We start from the raw sequence: 17786 nt of genomic DNA on the forward strand, positions 1-17786 counted from the left end.
CTGGGGCTAGAATGGCTGACGGGGCTAGGGTTTCGCGCGCCTTGATTTTGGGTGCGTCGGTGTTCTCATTTTCGGCAGCGCTGCCGGCAAACGGTTTGGCGCAAACCGCCGATGCGTCGGCTGCGCGTTCCGCAACCGAGCGGCCGACGCAGGCCAAGCGGAAGCCAAAGCCCGCGGCCAACCCGCAGGCGGCATCGCCTGCGATGAATGCGCGCGCGCAGGTCAGTGCGGTGCCGGTGCAATCGCTCGACACCATCACGGCGGTCGCATCCAAGACCGAAGAGCGCGCGATCGATGCGCTGGCGCCGGTCAGCTCGGTCACGCTGGAGAAGATTCAAGGCCTGCAGCCGAACCGGATGTCCGACATCTTCTATAACGTGCCCGGCGTCTCGTTCCAGGAGCGCGGTGACGATCCAGCGACCGTCGTCAATATCCGCGGTCTGCAGGACTTCGGCCGCGTCGCGGTCGTGGTCGACGGCGCGCGGCAGAACTATCAGCGCACCGGCCATAACGCCAACGGCTCGTTCTTCCTCGATCCTGAATTGATCGGCGGGGTCGACGTGGTGCGCGGCCCGACCGCGAATATCTACGGCTCCGGCGCGATCGGCGGTGTGGTCTCGTTCCGCACCAAGGATATCGACGATGTGGTGCGTCCCGGCGAGCGCTGGGGCGTCGACATGTCGGGTTCCTACGGCAGCAACAAGGACCGCGGCATGGGTTCGGTGTTCGGCGGCGTGCGCGCCGATCCGAACGTCGATGTGTTCGGCGGCGCCGTCTACCGCACCCAGAGCAATTACAAGGACGGCGCGGGCACCGAGATCGGCAACACCGGCAACGACATCGCGGCCGGCCTGATGAAGGTGACGATCCGCCCGGCCGAAGGCCACGAGTTCAAGATCGGCGGCGTCTTCCAGGACTACCAGTACAACATCGGTCAGCCGAACCGCGGCCCGACCACCACGGCGGCGCCGCTGGCGGCGATCGCAGGCTCCTCGGTCTACGCCTCCGATGCAAGGAACTACACGGGCACGCTGAGCTGGCGATATTCCAAGCCCGACGACATGCTGTTCGACTGGAACATCTCGGTCTACGGCAACCGCACCGACAACGATCAGGTCAAGACCTACAACAACCGCATCACGTCAGGCGGCGGCGTCTGCACGCTCGCCAATCCCGGCAACAACATCTCCGGCTGTGTCGGCGACAAGCGCGGCTATTCGCTCGACACCGTCGGCCTCGACGTCAACAACACCTCGCGCTTCAACTTCGGTGACTGGCGCAACGCCGTGACCTACGGCTTCGACGCCTTCCGCGACGATGTCGAGACCTTCGATTCGCGCGGCAACTCCAACATCACGACGCCCGGCGGCCAGCGTACGGTGTCCGGCGGCTTCGTGCAGTTGAAGCAGAACTATTCGACCTGGCTTGAGCTCGTCAGTGCCGTCCGCTACGATCACTACGAGCTCACCTCGATCAACACCACGACCAGCGGCGACCGGCTGTCGCCGAAGATCACGATCGGCGTCACGCCGGTGGCCGGCTTTACGCCCTATGTGAGCTATGCCGAAGGCTATCGCGCGCCGTCGATCACCGAGACCCTGATCGCGGGTGGCCACGCCACTGGCGGCGGTCCGGCGCTGTTCAACTGCCCCGACGGTACCAGCGGCCTGTTCTGCTTCCTGCCCAATGCGGCGCTGCGGCCCGAGGTCGGCAAGAACAAGGAAGCCGGCATCAATCTGAAATATGACGGCATCTTCACCGCGAGCGATTCATTCCGTGGCAAGATCAACGTGTTCCACAACGACGTCGACGGCTATATCGACCTCGTCGCGTCGACGCCGACCACGACGCCGTTCGGACGCTTCAGCCAGTTCTACCAGTACCAGAACATCGCCCATGCCCGCATCGAGGGTTTTGAGCTCGAGACGATGTATGACGCGGGTGACTGGTTCGTGGGCGTCGCCGGCCATCTGATGCGCGGCCGGAACACCGCAACCAATGTCGGCCTCGCCACCATCACGCCGCGCAAGGTGACGACGACGGGCGGCGTCCGCCTGCTCGACCGCTCGCTGATCATTGCCGCGCAATGGTCCTCGTTCGGCGCCAATAACGATTTGCCGGCGGGTTATCTGCCGTCGACCGGCTATGAGCTGGTCAATCTCTATCTGACCTGGAACGCCACCAAGGACATCACCTTCACGGCGTCGGTCGACAACCTCTTGAACCAGTACTACCGGCCCTATGCGATCCCGGGTTCCTCGACCGACGGCACGACGCAGAACGACGTGCTGTTCTCGAGCCCCGGTCCGGGCACCGTCTACAAGGCCGGGCTGAAGATTCACCTAGGTGGAGCGTAACGCGACGAGCCGATCATTCCATCCAGGTTGCTCCGGCCGCGCTGGTGCCCCCAGCGCGGCCTTGGCGCGTTCATGATATCAACGAGATCAACCGGCAGGATGCGAGGCATCCGCCGTCAAACAGGAGAAGGCTTTCATGTTCATCGCAATGAACCGGTTTCAGGTGATCAAGGGCAAGGAACAGGCGTTCGAGACGGTCTGGAAGACGCGTGAATCCTATCTCGGCGATCTGCCGGGATTCATCGAGTTTCACCTCGTGAAGGGCCCCGAGGCCGAGGACCACACGCTCTATGCGACCCACACGGTGTGGGCCAGCAAGGCGGCATTCGAGGACTGGACCAAGTCCGATGCGTTCCGCCGCGCCCATTCCCGCGCCGGCAACGAGACCGGCGGCAGCCTCTATCTCGGTCATCCCAGATTCGAGGGTTTTGAGGTGCTGATCACCGAGCGCGCCAAGAGCCCGGCGTGACGGAGGCGGCCGTGCAGAACGCGGGGCTTGCCGGGTTGAAGGCCTACATGGCCGACAACCCGGGCGCGGTCATCGAGGACGTCGCGCGCGAGCGCAAGGTGACGCCGCGCGCGGTGCTCGAAGCGCTGCCGGGCAGCATGGTGCGGATCGGCGCCGGCGATTTCGCCGCCGCGATGCAGGACATCGCGGAATGGGGCGAGGTGACGCTGATCGTGCACACCGACGATGCGATCTTCGAGTTCACCGGTGCCGTTCCGAACGGCGAAATGGGCCGCGGCTATTTCAACCTGATGCAGCCGAAAGGCCTGCACGGCCACCTGAGGCATGAGCGCTGTGCGGCGATCGCGTTCGTCGAGCGGCCCTTCATGGGCAAGGTGTCGGCCTTCATCGCCTTCATCAATCTCGACGGCGGCATCATGTTCAAGGTGTTCGTCGGCCGCGACGAGACGCGCGCGCTGCGTGGCGATCAGTTGGCGCGCTTCCACGCGCTGGCGGACCGCATTGCACCGAGAGCAGGCTGAGACCGACGAAGGACGGGAGGCGACCATGTCGCATCGCAGGCTTGGGCGACGCATCGGGATGTTGGCGGGCGCCATGTTCGGAATGCTGCCGGGCGCGAGCCGTGCCGCAGCCGATGCCGCGTTGCTGCCGCGCAACCTCTCGCCCTGGGGCATGTTCGAGAGCGCCGACATCGTCGTGAAGGCTGTCGTGATCGGCCTCGCCTTCGCCTCGCTCGTGACCTGGACGGTCTGGCTCGCCAAGACCGTCGAGATCCGCCGCAAGACGACGCTTGCGCGGCAGCGGATCGGGCTGCTGGAGCGTGACACGCAGCTTGCCGAGGTCGAGCAGGCGAGCCGCGACGGCAGCGATGCCGTGGCGCAGATCGTGCAGTCGGCCTCGCGCGAGGCCACGCTGTCCGGCGGCATGTTCGACGACGGCTTCAAGGAGCGCATCGCGCTGCGGCTGGAGCGCGTCGAGGCGGCGATGTCGCGGCAGATCGCGCGCGGCACCGGCGTGCTCGCAACCATCGGGGCCACTGCGCCGTTCGTCGGCCTGTTCGGCACGGTGTGGGGCATCATGAATGCCTTCATCGGCATCTCGGAGGCCCACACCACCAATCTCGCAGTGGTCGCGCCGGGTATTGCCGAGGCACTGCTTGCGACCGCGCTCGGCCTCGTGGCCGCCATCCCGGCGGTCGTGATCTACAATCACCTGACGCGCTCGATCGCGGCCTACCGTGCGCTGCTCGGCGACGCCTCCGTCATGGTGATGCTGCTCGTCAGCCGCGAGGGCGATCGCAGCCTGTTCCGGCTGGCGCGCGCCGCGGAGTAGGCAATGGGCGCGAAGCTCGGCTCTGGCGGTGCATTCGGCGGCCCCCGTCGCGGCGACGACGACCTCGTCGAGGCGCATGAGATCAACGTCACGCCGTTCATCGACGTGATGCTGGTGCTGCTGATCATCTTCATGGTGGCGGCACCGCTTGCGACCGTCGACCTCGGCGTCGATCTGCCGGCCTCGACCGTCGAGCCGCAGCCGCGGCCGGACAAGCCGGTGTTCGTCACGGTGAAATCAGACCTCTCGGTCGCGGTCGGCGAGGATGTGATCGCGCGCGATGCGCTGACCTCCACGCTCGACGGCGCGACGCAGGGCAAGAAGGACGAGCGCATCTTCCTGCGCGCCGACAAGGCGGTCAGCTATGGCGACCTGATGGAGGTGATGAACCTGTTGCGCAACGCCGGCTATCTCAAGATCGCGCTGGTCGGCCTCGACGGGCGAAGCTAGCGCATGATCCGGAAACGTGGGTACCGGTTTTCCGGCAAGATCATGCGCAAACAAGATGAATCGCGATGAACGCGTATGCGCTTCATGATGCGGGCGGCGATATCAGGCTGAAGCGGTGGGGCCTGTCGGCGGCCGCGATCCTGGCCGCGCACGCGGCGCTGATTGCGCTCGGCATCACATGGGTCGCGGTGCCGCGGCCCGGTGTCGCAGTGCCGGCCGTGCTGGTCGACCTGACGCCGATCACCTCGGCGCCGGCGATTTCGGAGACCGAGCTGCCGCCGGGCCCGGCGATGCAGGAGGCCGACGCCTCGCCGCCGGGGCCTGCCGCAGCACAGCCCGTGCGAGAGGAGATCGCTCCGACGCCGTCGCAGGAGAAGCCCGAGGTGATGGCGCCGCCGGAGCAGGAGCAGCAGGCCGCGCCGCGAAAGCCTGAGCCCACGAAGGTCGTTCCGGAGCGGAAGCCTGAACCCATCGAGCCGAAGGTGGTTCGTCGCGAGGCCAAGAAGCCGTCCGAGGCGACGCCGGCACCGCGCACCAGTGCGCCGAGCCGCGCCGAGCGTCAGGCGCCGGCGGCGTCCGCGATCAGCGCCGGCGCAGCCGCCTCGGCGATCGCGGCCTACAACGCACGCGTTCGCGCGCATCTCTTGCGCTTCCACTCCTATCCCGCTGGCGGCAACGGTCAGCGTGGCGTGGTCCGCCTGGTGTTCACGCTCGGCCGCGGCGGGCAGGTGCTGTCGAGCCATCTCGGCGGCTCCTCCGGCAATCCGACCTTCGACACGCGCGCGCTGGCGATGGTTCGTCAGGCCCAGCCGTTTCCGGCGTTTCCGCCCGAGGTCACGCAGGGCTCGATGGGTTTCAGCGTGCCGGTCGCGTTCGTGCCGCGGTAGGGCGCGACATTGTAGCGAGGCGCGCTCTATCCCGTCACTCCCGCGCAAAGGCTTCGCCTTTGCGCGGGAGTGACGGGGATAGATTGAGTTCGCTGCGATACGCGGGGAGCCCCGCTACTCCTTCACCGCGCCCGTCAGCGACGACACGTAGTAGTCGACGAACAGCGAGTAGAACAGCGCGACGGGCAGCGAGCCGAGCAGGGAGCCCGCCATCAGCGCGCCCCACTGGTAGACGTCCCCGGTGACGAGCTCGGTCAGGATCGCGACCGGTACCGTCTTGTTGGCGCCGCTTTGGATGAAGGCGAGCGCGTAGATGAACTCGTTCCAGGACAGCGTGAAGGAGAAGATGCCGGCCGAGATCAGGCCGGGCACCGCGAGCGGCAGCGTGATCCGCCACAGGATCTGCAGCCGCGTCGCGCCGTCGACCAGCGCGCATTCCTCGAGCTCGTAGGGGATCGACTTGAAATAGCCGATCAGCAGCCAGGTGCAGAACGGCACCAGGAAGGTCGGATAGACCAGGATCAGCGCCAACGGTGAATCAAACAGGCCGAACTGCACGATCACGGTGGCGAGCGGAATGAACAGGATCGACGGCGGCACCAGATAGGCGAGGTAGATGCCGAGCCCGACATAGGGGCTGCCGCGGAAGCGCAGCCGCTCGATCGCGTAGGCGGCAAGCGTCGAGGCGAACAGCGACAGGAAGGTCGAACCGATCGCGACCAGCATGGTGGTCTTCAGCCAGCGCGGATACGAGGTGTCGAACAATAGATGCTTGACATGCGCCATCGTCGGCGAGGTGATCCAGAACGGATTGTGCTCCTTGTAGTTCAGGAGCTCCGCGTTCGGTTTGAACGAGGTGATCGCCATCCAGTAGAACGGGAACAGCAGGATCAGGATGAAGCAGGCGAGCGGCAGATAGATCATCACCACGCGCCGGGCGCGGGAATCCCACGCCATCGTGTCGGGCGTGGCGCTGGCGACGTTGGAGGATTGCGCTGCAACGTCAGTCATTGGCTTCTCCCTGCTGCCATTTGCGGCGGGCGAGGCCGAAGTAGCTGAACAACGTTGCGAACACGAGGAACGGAATCATCGAGACCGCGATCGCGGCACCCTCGCCGAGCTCGCCGCCGGCGATGCCGCGCTGGAACGCCAGGGTCGCGAGCAAATGGGTCGAGTTGACCGGGCCGCCGCGGGTGATGGCGTAGACCAGCTGAAAATCGGTGAAGGTGAAGATGATCGAGAACGTCATCACGATGGCGAGGATCGGCATCATCATCGGGAAGGTGATGTAGCGGAAGCGCTGCCAGGAGGTGGCGCCGTCGAGCATCGCCGCCTCATAGAGCGAGGGCGAGATGGTCTGCAGCCCGGCCAGCAACGAGATCGCGACGAACGGGATGCCGCGCCAGATATTGGCCGCGATCAGCGAGAACCGCGCCGGCCAGGGCGAGCCGAGGAAGTCGACATTGCTGTCGCGCAGGTGCAGCACGTCGACCAAAAGATAGGAGATGATCGAGAACTGCGGATCGTAGATCCACCAGAACGCCAGTGCCGAGAGCACCGTCGGCACGATCCACGGCAGCAGCACGATGGCACGGATCAGGCTCTTGAACGGAAAATGGTTGTTGAGCAGCAGCGCCAGCCAGAAGCCCAGCGCGAACTTTCCGAAGGTCGCGACCGCGGTGTAGAAGATCGAGTAGAACACCGCGTTCCACCACAAGGGGTCCTTGAGCAGATATTGGAAGTTCTCGACCCCGATATAGACGCCGCGCTGGCCGATCGTGGTGTCGGTGAAGGCGAGCCAGATGCCGAGCCCCAGCGGATAGGTGAGGAACACCAGCAGCAGGCCGATCGCGGGCGCAAGGCACATCACGATCAGGAACGGCTTGTAGTCGAACAGCCGCGCGAGCCAGCCCGGCTGGCGCAGCGCTTGCCCGCGTGAAGGGAGTGTCGTTACAGACATTGAATGCTCGTCCGCTGCCGTCATTGCGAGGAGCGAAGCGACGAAACAATCCATTCTTCGATGGCACTAAGGATTGCTTCGCTTCGCTCGCAACGACGGTTGGTCCAGATCTACGGTTCAATGACCGCCGTTACCGGTTCTGCCGCCGGAAGTACCGCTTGGCGCGCTGCTCGGCTTCTGCGGCGGCGGCCTCGGGCGTTGCCGCATCGGTCGCCACCGAGGCGCACATCTGCACCAGCACGTAGTCGGCGGTGACGGCGCCGGTCGCAGTCGAGATCGGCCCCTGGTAGCCGTTGTAATAGGGGCTCTTCATCGTGTCCTTGAAGATCGCGACCTTGGGATCGCCCGACCACACCGCAGCGTCCGCGTAGGCCGCAAGCGGCTGCGACCAGTAGCCGGAATTGGCGTTGAGCCACGGCTCGTACTGCTCCTTCTCCAGCATGAATTGCAGGAACGCTTTCGCTGCATTGGGATACGGGCTGTGCTTGAACGCCATCGCATTCAGGGTCAGGCCGGACATCGGCGAGGCCGATGCCAGTCCCCTGGGCAGGAGCTGATGCTCGGTGTCGTCGGCGACCGCCTTGGTCGCGGGATCGTTTTTCAGCGAGAAGTACAGCGAGACGCCGTTTGCGGTCAGGCCGATTTCCTGCGACGAGTAGGCGCGGTTGTTGGAGACGTCGTTCCAGGACGGCGTGCCGGCGATGAAGGTCGGATACAGCTCCTTCAAATATTTCAGCGCGGCGATGGTCTCCTTGCTGTTGACGATGATATTGCCTTCCTCGTCGAGCAGCGCGGCATTGTGCGACCACAACAGCCAGTTGGCGAAGCCGTTGCCGTCGCCGACGGCGTTGCCGAGCGCGAAGCCCGCCGGCTTGCCGGCCGCCTTCAGCTTCTTGCAGAGCTCGAGAATGCCGGCGTGGTCTTCCGGCACCTTGTCGAAGCCGGCCGCATTGACCAGCGACTTGCGGTAGACCAGCGGGCCGCCGGAGGCGCCGAACGGCAGGCCGATCCAGCTCTTCGACTTCGAGCGCATGCCGTAGCGGCGCGCCAGCGTCAGCCATCCGCCGTAGCGCTTGTCGAGATAATCGGCGACGTCGGTCAGTTCGATCAGCTTGTCGATATAGATGTGTGGTGCGTCGCCGAAGCCGATGATGATGTCGGGGCCGGCGCCGGAGTTCGAGGTCACCGCGGTCTGCTGATTGATGTCTTCCCAACCGACGAAGTCGACCTTGACCTCGACGCCGGTCTTGTCGGTGAAACGCTTGGCATTGGCGCGGAACACGTCTTCGTCGGCCTGGACGAAGCGCACCGGCCGCAACATGCGCAAGGTCGCACCCTTTTCGATCGGCAGCGACGGCGCCGCCACGTCGGCAGCCTTCACTTTCGACGCATCCTGCGCCGAAGCCCCGGTGACCGCCAGTGCCGCTGCGGACGCCCCCAGCGCCAGCGCGTCGCGACGCGTGATCTCGTACTTCATGTCGTTCGCACTCCCGTTCTTATTGTTTCGTTGTTTTTCCTTCCCGGCGTTGGCCGTCGGTGAAGGGTGTTATGGTCGCGGCACCCGCCGCGCAAAGGGCCCGCATGACGGGCCCTCGCGCGAAAAAGCACATTCCCGCCTCAGCTGTTCGGACCGCGATCCATGCTGACGGGCTGCCAGCGGCGCAGCGCGGTGTCTTGCAGCACCGACGGGTTGACGCAGCTTACCGGCCACATGCCTTGCAGCACTAGTGACAATTCGTAGCCCACCCGGCGCTTGCGCGCCTCGTCAAAACGTGCCGATGCCGAGGCGACATGGGCGGTCAAGGTAACATTGTCCATCCCGAGCATCGGATTGTTGTGCGACGGCGGCTCCTTTTCGAGCACGTCGAGCGCGGCGTGGGCGATCCAGCCCTCCTGTAGCGCCTTGATCAGCGATTCCTCGTCGACGGTGGCGCCGCGGCCGGTGTTGATGAAGATGGCCGATTTTTTCATCTGGCGAAAATGCTTCTCCGTCAGCATGTGGTGCACTTCGGGCCGCGCCGGGGCGTGCATCGAGACGAAATCAGACTGCGACAGCACCTCCGACAAGGTCGAGGGAATCACGCCGTGGTCGTACATCAGCGTTTCCTGGATGAAGGGATCGTAGGCCACCATCCGGAGGCCGAACGGCGCGGCGCGCTTGGCCACCGCGCGGGCGACGCGGCCGAACGAGATGAAGCCGAGCGTCTGGCCCATCAGCCGCGGAATCTTCAACAGCGCCGGGCGGCCCTCGGCCCAGCGACCGCTCCGCACCATCTTGTCCTGCTCGATCAGGCGGCGGAAACCCGCGAGCAGCAGCATCATGGCGTGGTCGGCAACCTCCTCGATGAAGGTGTCGGGGATGTTGGTGACGGGGATGCCGCGGGCGGTGGCGGCCTTGACGTCGACCGAGTCGACGCCGACGCTGCCGAGCGTGATCACCTTGCAGTTCTCGAGCGCATCGATCACCGCTTTGGTGATCGGCATGCCCTTGGCGTAGATCGCGTCCGCAGTGCGGGCGGCGGCGATGAATTCGGCTTCGTTGGCCGGCGCCTCGATGATCTCGGCGCCGATCGGATCGAGCGCCTCGCGCTCATAATCATAGCCGCCGCCGGCGACCGTGAAGCTCGCGCCCTTCGGCGTCACCACTCTGAATTTCGACATTGTCTGCTCCCGATGTGAGGTCTTCTGTTCTTGCTTCTTGCTGGCTTGCTTCTTGATGTTGTTGCTTGCCGGAGCGCGGCTTGCATCACCGCTGTCCCTACTTCTACGCGAGCGGCGCTGCTCTCTCCACAATTGCCGGTTGGTCTGTGGCCCAATTCTCCGGGCTTCTACGGGGAACCTCCGTAACCATCAGGTAAAGGGTCTCACATTACGGTGAGCGGAATCAATCCGCCAATCGCGTCGCGTTCCCCGCCTCTTCTGGAGATCCCCGTGAAGCTGTCAAATCTGAAGATCACCCCCAAGCTCGGCATTCTGGTGGGGGTGACCCTCCTTGGTCTGTGCACGGCCGGCATTCTCGCCGGTCACTTGATGCAGCGTGAGATGACAAATGCTCGCATCGATCAGGCCAAGGCCATCGTCGAGATGGCGAAGAACATGGCGGCGGGTCTGAAGAAGGAAGTCGACGCCGGCAAGATGACCAAGGAGGCCGCGCTGGCCGAGTTCGGCAAGCGCGCCAACGCCATGACCTACGACAACGGCGCCGGCTATCTGTTCGGCACCGACTACAACGGCATCACGGTGCTGGCGCCCGATCCGAAGCAGGTCGGAACCAATCGCATGGAGGTCGTGACCAATGGCCGCAAGCTGTCGTGGGAGCTGATGAACGGCGTGAAGGCCAATGGCGAGATCCTGCTGTTCTATGATTATGTGAAGCCCGGCCAGGAGACGCCGATCCACAAGCTTGGCTATGCCGTCGCGGTTCCCGGCTTCGACATGTACCTCGGCACCGGCGCCTATCTCGAGGACATCGATGCCAAGATGCGCCCGATCGCATGGCTGCTCGGCCTTGCGATCCTCGGCATCGGCATCATCTCCGGATCGGTCGCCTGGCTGATCGGCCGCAGCATCTCCCGGCCGCTCAACCTGCTGGGCTCCCGCATGCGCGACATCGCCGACGGCAAGCTCGACGGCGACATCCCGGGCGTCGGCCGCGGCGACGAGGTCGGCGGCATGGCGGCGACCGTGCAGATCTTCAAGGACAATGCGATCCGCATCCGCGGCCTCGAGCAGGCCGAGGCCGAGACGCAGGCGCGCGCCACTGCCGAACGGCGCAACGCGATGCAGGGCCTTGCCAGCGACTTCGAGCGCAGCGTGAACGGCATCGTCCGTACGGTGGCCTCCGCCGCCGCCGGCATGCAGACCACCGCGCAGTCGATGACCGCAACCGCCAGCGACGCCAGCGCGCGGGCTGCGACCGTGGGTGCCGCCTCCGACTCTGCCTCCAACAATGTCGGCACCGTCGCCGCTGCGGCCGAGGAGCTCTCGAGCTCGGTTGCGGAAATCTCGCGCCAGGTGGCGCGCTCCAGCGAAGTCGCAAGCCAGGCGGTGGCCGATGCCGAGCGCACCAATGCGACCGTGCAGGCGCTCTCCACCGGCGCCGAGAAGATCGGCGAGGTGGTCAAGCTGATTCACTCGATCGCCGCCCAAACCAATCTGCTCGCGCTCAACGCCACCATCGAGGCGGCGCGCGCCGGCGAATCCGGCCGCGGCTTCGCGGTGGTCGCCTCCGAGGTGAAGGCGCTGGCCAACCAGACCGCGAAGGCGACCGAGGAGATCTCGGCGCAGGTCGCCGCGATGCAGGCATCGACCGGCGAAGCGGTGACCTCGATCGGCGGCATCACCGCGACCATCGCGCAGATGAGCGAGATCACGGCCTCGATCTCGACCGCGATCGACCAGCAGGGCGATGCGACGCGCGAGATCGCGCGCAACATCCAGCAGGTCGCAGCCGGCTCGAGCGAGATCTCCGCTCATATCGGCGGCGTCACCACCGCGGCCGCCGCCACCGGCACCGCGGCGGGCGACGTGTTGTCGAACGCCCGCGAGCTCGACACCCAATCGGGCATGCTGCGCAATGCGGTCGACGAGTTCCTGCAGAAGGTGCGCGCGGCGTAACGGATCGCGCAGGGTGGGCTAGCTAGCGAAGCGCAACCCACCCAGCGCATTCCACGACTGCGCGCCCCGTCATCGCCGCGCAAAAGCTTCGCAGGGACACGCTGCCAAAATGTCGAAAACAACCCCATGCACAGTAGCCGGTGACGGCGGGCGTGCGGCCAGCCGACTTGACACGTCGGGCAAATCAGTGTCACATTTCTAATATTCCGAAACCTCGGTCGTGGGGACGACGCTACGATCCCGCCGGGAAGACCTGCGCGACGTGGAAAGCCTTGGTGGTGACGAGCCACCTGCCGTCGATCCGGTGAAACACGAGATGGTCGATGAAGCCGGTCTGGCCGGCCCGGACGCGCACCTTGGCGAGGGCGAGATCGGATGCGGTCTGCTCGATGCTGATGATGGCTTCCTCGCGCGGCGACTTCATCGATGCCGGCGAGGGACGGCTGCGGATGAAGTCGCGGAATTCAGTGGCCGACCGCACCGTGTGCTTGCCGTCCCGGATGCCGTGCACGATGCAGGCATCAGAGAAGACATCGCGGAACCGGCTGTCGTCGACGTCATACATCAGATTGAAATATCCATCGATCGCGGATGCGATGGCCTGGATGTCGCTCATTGCAGAATCTCCTCAAGCGATGATGTGGCGGTGGGCTCACCGGATCGAACCGGTGATCTGTACGGACAGTGGCTGATATGGTGGCGGAGTGCTACGACTGGGCGGTCATCTCTTGGATGACTGAGAGGCATCGGCATGGACGAAGTTGACGGTCGGCTGGTTGGCGGCCTGGTGGTGCTCGCGGCGCTGGCGGATGCGCGCAGTTTCGGTCGGGCCGCCGAGCGGCTCGGCATGACGCAGTCCGGGGTCAGCAAGGCGATCGCCAAGCTCGAGGCGCGCCTCGATGCCAGGCTGGTTCACCGCACCAGCCGCGCCGTCGAGCTCACCGAGGAAGGGCGCGCGCTGATCGAGCGGGTTGCCGCACATCTGGCCGGGATCGGCGAGGCGGCGGCGGAGACCTCGAAATCGCGCGATGCGGTCCGTGGCAGGCTGCGGGTCAATGTCGACCCGCTGTTCTCCCGCATGGTGCTGTCGCCGAAGCTGAGCGAGTTCCTGCTGCAGAATCCCGGCATGGAGCTGCGTATCGAGACCCGCGACCGGATCGCGGATCTGGTCAGCGACGGTTTTGATCTGGCGGTGCGTTTCGGCGAACCGGCGCCGTCGGCGCTGATTGCGCGCCGCGTGCTCGATGCGCGCGTGCTCACCGTGGCCTCGCCGATCTATCTCGAACGACACGGCCGGCCGCTTGATCCGCGGGAGCTGGCGAGCCGCGATCATCAATGTATCCACGCAATCGACGCGGCGACCGGGCGTCCGTTCGATTGGGAGTTTTGGCGCGGCGGCGAGGTCGTGCCGGTCGCGGTCAACGGGCGGCTCACCGTGACCGATTCAGGAACCAAGCTCGGCGCGTGCCTGGCCGGCTTCGGCATCGCGCAGGTGATCGATCTCGGCCTCGACGAACACCTGAGCAGCGGCGCGTTGATCGAGCTGTTTCCGGACTGGCCCGACGAGCGTTTCCCGCTCTACGTCTATTACGCCTCGCGTAACCACGTGCCGGCCAAGGTGAGGCGGTTTATCGACTTCATCACGGACACGCTGGCGGCAAAGCCACATTCGCCACGCAAATCCGCCGGCTTGCGCAAGGCAGGCTAGCCATATACGGCGTCAGCTAACCCTTCGCCGATCCCTGCCGCGAAGCGATGATGACGCCGGCGAGCACCAGCGCATAGCCGATCAGGTGGAATGGCGCGAGCGTCTCGCCAAGCAGCAGGATCGCCATCGCCGAGCCGAACACCGGCACCAGATGGAAGAACGGCGCCGCGCGGTTCGGGCCGATCAATGCGACGCCGCGGTTGAAGAACAGATAGGCGAGCGTGGACGGGAAGATCAGCGTGTAGCCCAGCGTGGCAAAGGTCAGCACGTCGAGCTTCAGCGTCACGCCGTTGGCGAATTCCCAGATCGCCACCGGCAACAGCATCAGCGCGCCGCAGCAGGTGGTGAACGAGATCAGCGAGAGCTGATGGATTTTCGGCCGCCGCGGGATCAGCGCCGAATACAGCCCGAACGACACCAGCGAGGCGCCGAACATGATGTCACCGCGGTTGAAGCTGATGCTGGCGAGCGCCGAGAAGTCGCCGCGCAGGATGATGGTCAGCACCCCCGCCAGCGAGATCGCGATGCCGGCAAGCTGCGCCGGCGTCAACCGCACGCCGAACAGGATCAGCGACCACAGCGCCACGAACAGCGGTCCCGCCGACTGGATCAACAGCGCGTTCAACGCCTCGGTATATTGCATCGCCCAGTAGGAGATCGCGTTGTTGAACGCGAAACCGACCGCGGACAACAGCAGCATCAGCGGCAGCGCCCTGCGCAGCTTCGGCCAGTCCTCCTTCAGATGCGGCCAGGCGAACGGCAGCAGGATGAAGAACACGCCGAACCAGCGGATCGTGGTCAGCGTGACCGGCGGCACGTGGCTGCCGACATGGCGCGCCAGCACGATATTGGCGGCCCAGAACAGCGACGTCAGGCTGAGCAGCAGATAGGGCTGGTTGTTGAGCCAGTGCAGCGGCGAGCGACGAGGGGTTGTGGCAGGGGCGGGCAAAGCGGTCATTATCTGGCGGATGTTGTGCCCGAATCCGCCGCCGCCACAAGACGAAAGAGCGGATTGGAGCCATGCGTGGCCAAGCTCGGCGTCACGCACAGCGCGACGAAAGCTCAATTCCGTCATCCTGAGGAGGCCGCAACGCGGCCGTCTCGAAGGATCGACGGCCCGGCTGGTGGCCGCCGACCCCTCGAGACGCGCGTTCCGCGCTCCTCCAGCGACAACGGCAAAGCCGTTGCGCGGGGGTGACGGGGATAGTTTCTTGCCTGCGGGCCTGCGCGGCCTCCAACCTACTTCTGCGGCCCGGACAGCGAGATGTCGCGCTCGGCGCGAAACACGTTGCTGTAGAGATTGGCGATCCATTGCCGTCCGCTGGAGGTGATGTTGAGGTGGCGGATCGCCTTCTGCACGTGCGGCGCGACGCTGTCCCAGTAGAAGCGCGGATAGAGGTCGACGAGATCGGCCGGCGAATCGTAGCCGAGCTGGCGATTCAGTCCGGCCTCCTCGAATTCGAGGTACAGCGCGTTGGCCTTGCGGATGTAATGGGGATCGCCGAGCTGGCCGATCAGGTCCGCGGCCCGCAGCAGGATGGCCTCCTCGCCGAACTCCTCATTGCCGTCAGGCGCGCTCTGCGGAAAGCGGGTGCCCTCGATGGCGCGCGCGATACGCTCCTTGTCGAGCAGCGCGACGCCCTTGAGCCGCTCCATCACGAAGATCTTCGAGCGGTCGACGTGATAGGACATTAGCGCCGCATCCGACGAGCCGCGCGGCAGGATCACCTTGCGGCCGTCGGCAGCGACCAGATAGCCGTTGTGGTCGTCGGCATCGAACAGGCCGCGCACATAGCCGATGTCATGGGTGAGGCAGGCGACGATGACATGCGCGTAGTCCTCGGCGCTCATGTGCGAGTGCAACGCGCGGCCGCGCAGGATGGCGTGGCCGGCCAGGGTCACCAGCATGGTGTGCTCGACATTGTGATAGAGCGCGTCGCTGTTGCCGATGCATTCGATCGCGATCCGCGCGATCGAGGGCACCATCTCGACCAGTTGGGTCTGCGAAGAGCCGAAGCGGCGCTGCATGTATTCGCCGAGGAATTTGCCGAGCGCATCGGCCGCAAGTTCGGGAAGGGTCATCACGGCATTGACCTCCGAGATCGGGCGGTGAGCTTACGGCCTGCCGGCATTTCAGGGTAGTCCCACGATGTGACATAATCGTTGCGGCCGGACCGACCCGGCGCGGGACGGGAGCTGGTGGATGGGCGTCGATCTCTTGAACGTCAAAGGCTTGAGCGAGCTGGACCAAAAGGCTCCGGTCGTGATGGTCAACCTGATGCGGTTTCGCCAGCGGTCACTCGATGGTGACGGCTCGGGCTGGGATGCCTATCTGCGCTACAGCGCGCTCACCGTCCCCATGATCAAGGCGCGTGGCGGCACGCTGCTCTGGACCGGCAGCGCCGAGACGGTCGCGCTGGGCGAGCCGGCCGGCCAGCGCTGGGATTACCTCGCGCTGGTCTATTACCCGAGCGTCGCTGCCTTCCTCGACATGATGACCTCGGCCGATTACGAGACCCGCTGCGACCCGCATCGCCGCAACGGCTGCGAGGAGCACGTCATCATCGCGACGCGCGAGGCCTACAGCAAGTTCAAGGTCGGGTGAGGATACTCTCTTGCACCGCCACCCTGAGAGACTGTGAATGTGTGACTCTCGATGACGCAACAAACTTGATGTCGTCCCGGCGAAAGCCGGGACGACGAGGGGAGAGATTGCGCTGTATCCCCGTCACCCTGAGGAGCGCGAAGCGCGTCTCGAAGGGTCGACGGCCCCCGACTGGGGCCGATTCATGCTTCGAGGCGCGCAAGAGCGCGCACCTCCAGCGACAATGGCTTAGCCATTGCGCGGGGATGACGGGTTGATTAGCGGTGCCAGCGCCGCGTGGCAGGCTCCCTGCACAACGCGGCAAACCTCATCCCTTGACCGTCCCGCGCTCAGTGAGGCGAAGGTCGGATAACTTGTCAGCGCGAAGATCAGGTCGACGGCGTCCTTGCGGGCCTGCGGCGAGGCGGTCTTGCCGGCGATGCGGTCGATCAACGCGGTGACGGCGCGGCGGCGGCGTTCGTTGCGCTCGCTCACGGCTTCGGCGAATTCCGGATCGGTCGCCATCGCGTCGTGCAGGCGTCCGACCGCGGAATCGCGGCTCCAGAAACTGCAGAAGATCTCGACCATGCGGTCGAGCGCGGCGCATGGATCGGCCATCGCCATGGCGTCGGCGAGCTGATGCAGCCCGCCATGGCGCGCGATCTCGTCGAACACGGCTTCCAGCAGCCCGCGCCGCGAGCCGAACTGGTTGTAGACGGTCAGCCGCGTCACGCCGGCGGCCTTCGCCACCGTATCGAGCGAGAAGCGCGCAATGCTCTCGCCTTCGCGCAGCGTACGCGATGCCGCCTCGATCACGCGCTCGCGGGTCTCGGCGGCGGCGGCGCTGCGCGCCGGGCTCACATAGCTGCGCGGCGGCATCGGTTGGCCTTGCTTTCGTCAGATTGACTATACATTATGTATATCTAATTTCCAATGCCCTTTGGAGCAACCTCATGCAGACCGTTCTCATCATAGCCCTGTCCCTTCACGTCCTGTCATCGGTGTTTTGGGCCGGCTCCAGCTTCACTTTGGCGCGCACCGGCGGCCTCGGTGGCGAGAAGCTGCTGGTTCCGCAAATCGGCGCGGCGACGGTTGCGATCGTCACCGGCGCCACGCTGTGGCGCCTGGTCCATGAAGGTTCGTTCGCGCTGTCGGAGCAGATCCTGGCGGGCGGCGCGATCGCCGCACTGGCCGCCATCGTTGTGCAGATCATCGTCGGCGGCGGCGCGATCAGGCAGTTGCGCAATGGCGCCGCCGAACCGTCAGCCGCCCGTTCGCGGCTCGCGATCGCCCAGCGCATCGCGGCCGGGCTGCTGGCGATCACCGCGCTCTGCATGGGCGCGGCGCGCTATGCCTGACTCTTTCTTACCTCTCCCGCTTGCGGGGGAGGTCGCAGTGCATCGTAGATGCAATGCGGGTGGG

The 17786-nt window shown here is 65.4% G+C and carries 18 protein-coding genes; 10 read left to right on the forward strand and 8 right to left on the reverse strand.

Annotation, left to right across the window (positions count from 1 at the left end):
• Nucleotides 1–11: 11 nt before the first annotated feature.
• The 6 genes from CO675_RS17590 (at nucleotide 12) to CO675_RS17615 (ending at nucleotide 5495) form a co-directional block, all read left to right on the forward strand.
• Nucleotides 12–2357 (forward strand): TonB-dependent hemoglobin/transferrin/lactoferrin family receptor, encoded by a 2346-nt coding sequence (locus tag CO675_RS17590; protein ID WP_097673165.1) that lies wholly within the window; start codon nucleotides 12–14, stop codon nucleotides 2355–2357.
• Nucleotides 2358–2493: 136 nt separating this feature from the next.
• A complete protein-coding gene (gene hmuQ, locus CO675_RS17595; protein WP_097673166.1) occupies nucleotides 2494–2826 on the forward strand; it encodes a heme-degrading protein HmuQ in 333 nt (110 codons plus the stop codon).
• 47 nt (nucleotides 2827–2873) lie between these two features.
• Nucleotides 2874–3347: a heme utilization cystosolic carrier protein HutX gene (gene hutX / locus CO675_RS17600; RefSeq protein ID WP_502693392.1), complete on the forward strand. Its 474-nt coding sequence runs from the start codon at nucleotides 2874–2876 to the stop codon at nucleotides 3345–3347.
• A gap of 58 nt (nucleotides 3348–3405) precedes the next feature.
• Nucleotides 3406–4158: a tonB-system energizer ExbB gene (gene exbB / locus CO675_RS17605; protein ID WP_245452808.1), complete on the forward strand. Its 753-nt coding sequence runs from the start codon at nucleotides 3406–3408 to the stop codon at nucleotides 4156–4158.
• A 3-nt stretch (nucleotides 4159–4161) separates the two neighbouring features.
• On the forward strand, nucleotides 4162–4608 hold the full coding sequence (gene exbD, locus CO675_RS17610; RefSeq protein WP_097673167.1) for a TonB system transport protein ExbD: 447 nt from the start codon (nucleotides 4162–4164) through the stop codon (nucleotides 4606–4608).
• Between the two features lie 65 nt (nucleotides 4609–4673).
• Complete coding sequence (locus tag CO675_RS17615) at nucleotides 4674–5495, forward strand: energy transducer TonB family protein (protein ID WP_097673168.1); 822 nt, start codon at nucleotides 4674–4676, stop codon at nucleotides 5493–5495.
• Nucleotides 5496–5609: 114 nt separating this feature from the next.
• Here CO675_RS17615 and CO675_RS17620 read toward each other — a convergent pair whose 3' ends face one another.
• The 4 genes from CO675_RS17620 to CO675_RS17635 all read right to left on the reverse strand — a co-directional run bounded on the left by CO675_RS17620 (nucleotide 5610) and on the right by CO675_RS17635 (nucleotide 10116).
• Entirely contained in the window at nucleotides 5610–6506 is an 897-nt protein-coding gene (locus CO675_RS17620; RefSeq protein WP_097673169.1) for a carbohydrate ABC transporter permease, read from the reverse strand.
• Complete coding sequence (locus CO675_RS17625) at nucleotides 6499–7455, reverse strand: carbohydrate ABC transporter permease (protein ID WP_097673338.1); 957 nt, start codon at nucleotides 7453–7455, stop codon at nucleotides 6499–6501. The genes CO675_RS17620 and CO675_RS17625 overlap by 8 nt, the downstream gene beginning before the upstream one ends.
• 130 nt (nucleotides 7456–7585) lie before the next feature.
• Nucleotides 7586–8932, reverse strand: coding sequence for an ABC transporter substrate-binding protein (locus CO675_RS17630; protein ID WP_097673170.1), 1347 nt, complete (start codon nucleotides 8930–8932; stop codon nucleotides 7586–7588).
• A 140-nt stretch (nucleotides 8933–9072) separates the two neighbouring features.
• On the reverse strand, nucleotides 9073–10116 hold the full coding sequence (locus CO675_RS17635; RefSeq protein ID WP_097673171.1) for a C-terminal binding protein: 1044 nt from the start codon (nucleotides 10114–10116) through the stop codon (nucleotides 9073–9075).
• Between the two features lie 270 nt (nucleotides 10117–10386).
• Here CO675_RS17635 and CO675_RS17640 point away from each other — a divergent pair, with 270 nt between their 5' ends.
• Complete coding sequence (locus CO675_RS17640; RefSeq protein ID WP_097673172.1) at nucleotides 10387–12072, forward strand: methyl-accepting chemotaxis protein; 1686 nt, start codon at nucleotides 10387–10389, stop codon at nucleotides 12070–12072.
• A 232-nt stretch (nucleotides 12073–12304) separates the two neighbouring features.
• Here the strand turns inward: CO675_RS17640 and CO675_RS17645 are convergent, their stop codons facing one another.
• Entirely contained in the window at nucleotides 12305–12688 is a 384-nt protein-coding gene (locus CO675_RS17645) for a nuclear transport factor 2 family protein (protein ID WP_097673173.1), read from the reverse strand.
• A gap of 135 nt (nucleotides 12689–12823) precedes the next feature.
• Here CO675_RS17645 and CO675_RS17650 point away from each other — a divergent pair, with 135 nt between their 5' ends.
• A complete protein-coding gene (locus CO675_RS17650; protein WP_097673174.1) occupies nucleotides 12824–13780 on the forward strand; it encodes a LysR family transcriptional regulator in 957 nt (318 codons plus the stop codon).
• Nucleotides 13781–13796: 16 nt separating this feature from the next.
• Here CO675_RS17650 and CO675_RS17655 read toward each other — a convergent pair whose 3' ends face one another.
• Complete coding sequence (locus tag CO675_RS17655; RefSeq protein ID WP_097673175.1) at nucleotides 13797–14738, reverse strand: DMT family transporter; 942 nt, start codon at nucleotides 14736–14738, stop codon at nucleotides 13797–13799.
• 281 nt (nucleotides 14739–15019) lie between these two features.
• Nucleotides 15020–15865 carry an HD domain-containing protein gene (locus CO675_RS17660; RefSeq protein ID WP_092117342.1) on the reverse strand — a complete coding sequence of 282 codons (846 nt, stop codon included), beginning with the start codon at nucleotides 15863–15865 and terminating at the stop codon, nucleotides 15020–15022.
• A gap of 118 nt (nucleotides 15866–15983) precedes the next feature.
• Between CO675_RS17660 and CO675_RS17665 the strand changes: the two genes are divergently transcribed.
• Nucleotides 15984–16385: a DUF1330 domain-containing protein gene (locus CO675_RS17665; RefSeq protein WP_097673176.1), complete on the forward strand. Its 402-nt coding sequence runs from the start codon at nucleotides 15984–15986 to the stop codon at nucleotides 16383–16385.
• Between the two features lie 228 nt (nucleotides 16386–16613).
• On the opposite strand, the gene CO675_RS17670 is transcribed toward CO675_RS17665, so the two are convergent.
• A complete protein-coding gene (locus CO675_RS17670; protein ID WP_097673177.1) occupies nucleotides 16614–17243 on the reverse strand; it encodes a TetR/AcrR family transcriptional regulator in 630 nt (209 codons plus the stop codon).
• A 74-nt stretch (nucleotides 17244–17317) separates the two neighbouring features.
• Here CO675_RS17670 and CO675_RS17675 point away from each other — a divergent pair, with 74 nt between their 5' ends.
• Nucleotides 17318–17722 (forward strand): hypothetical protein, encoded by a 405-nt coding sequence (locus CO675_RS17675; protein WP_097673178.1) that lies wholly within the window; start codon nucleotides 17318–17320, stop codon nucleotides 17720–17722.
• The last annotated feature ends 64 nt before the right edge of the window (nucleotides 17723–17786 follow it).

It is taken from the genome of Bradyrhizobium sp. C9, assembly GCF_002532045.1.
Classification (GTDB): Bacteria; Pseudomonadota; Alphaproteobacteria; order Rhizobiales; family Xanthobacteraceae; genus Bradyrhizobium.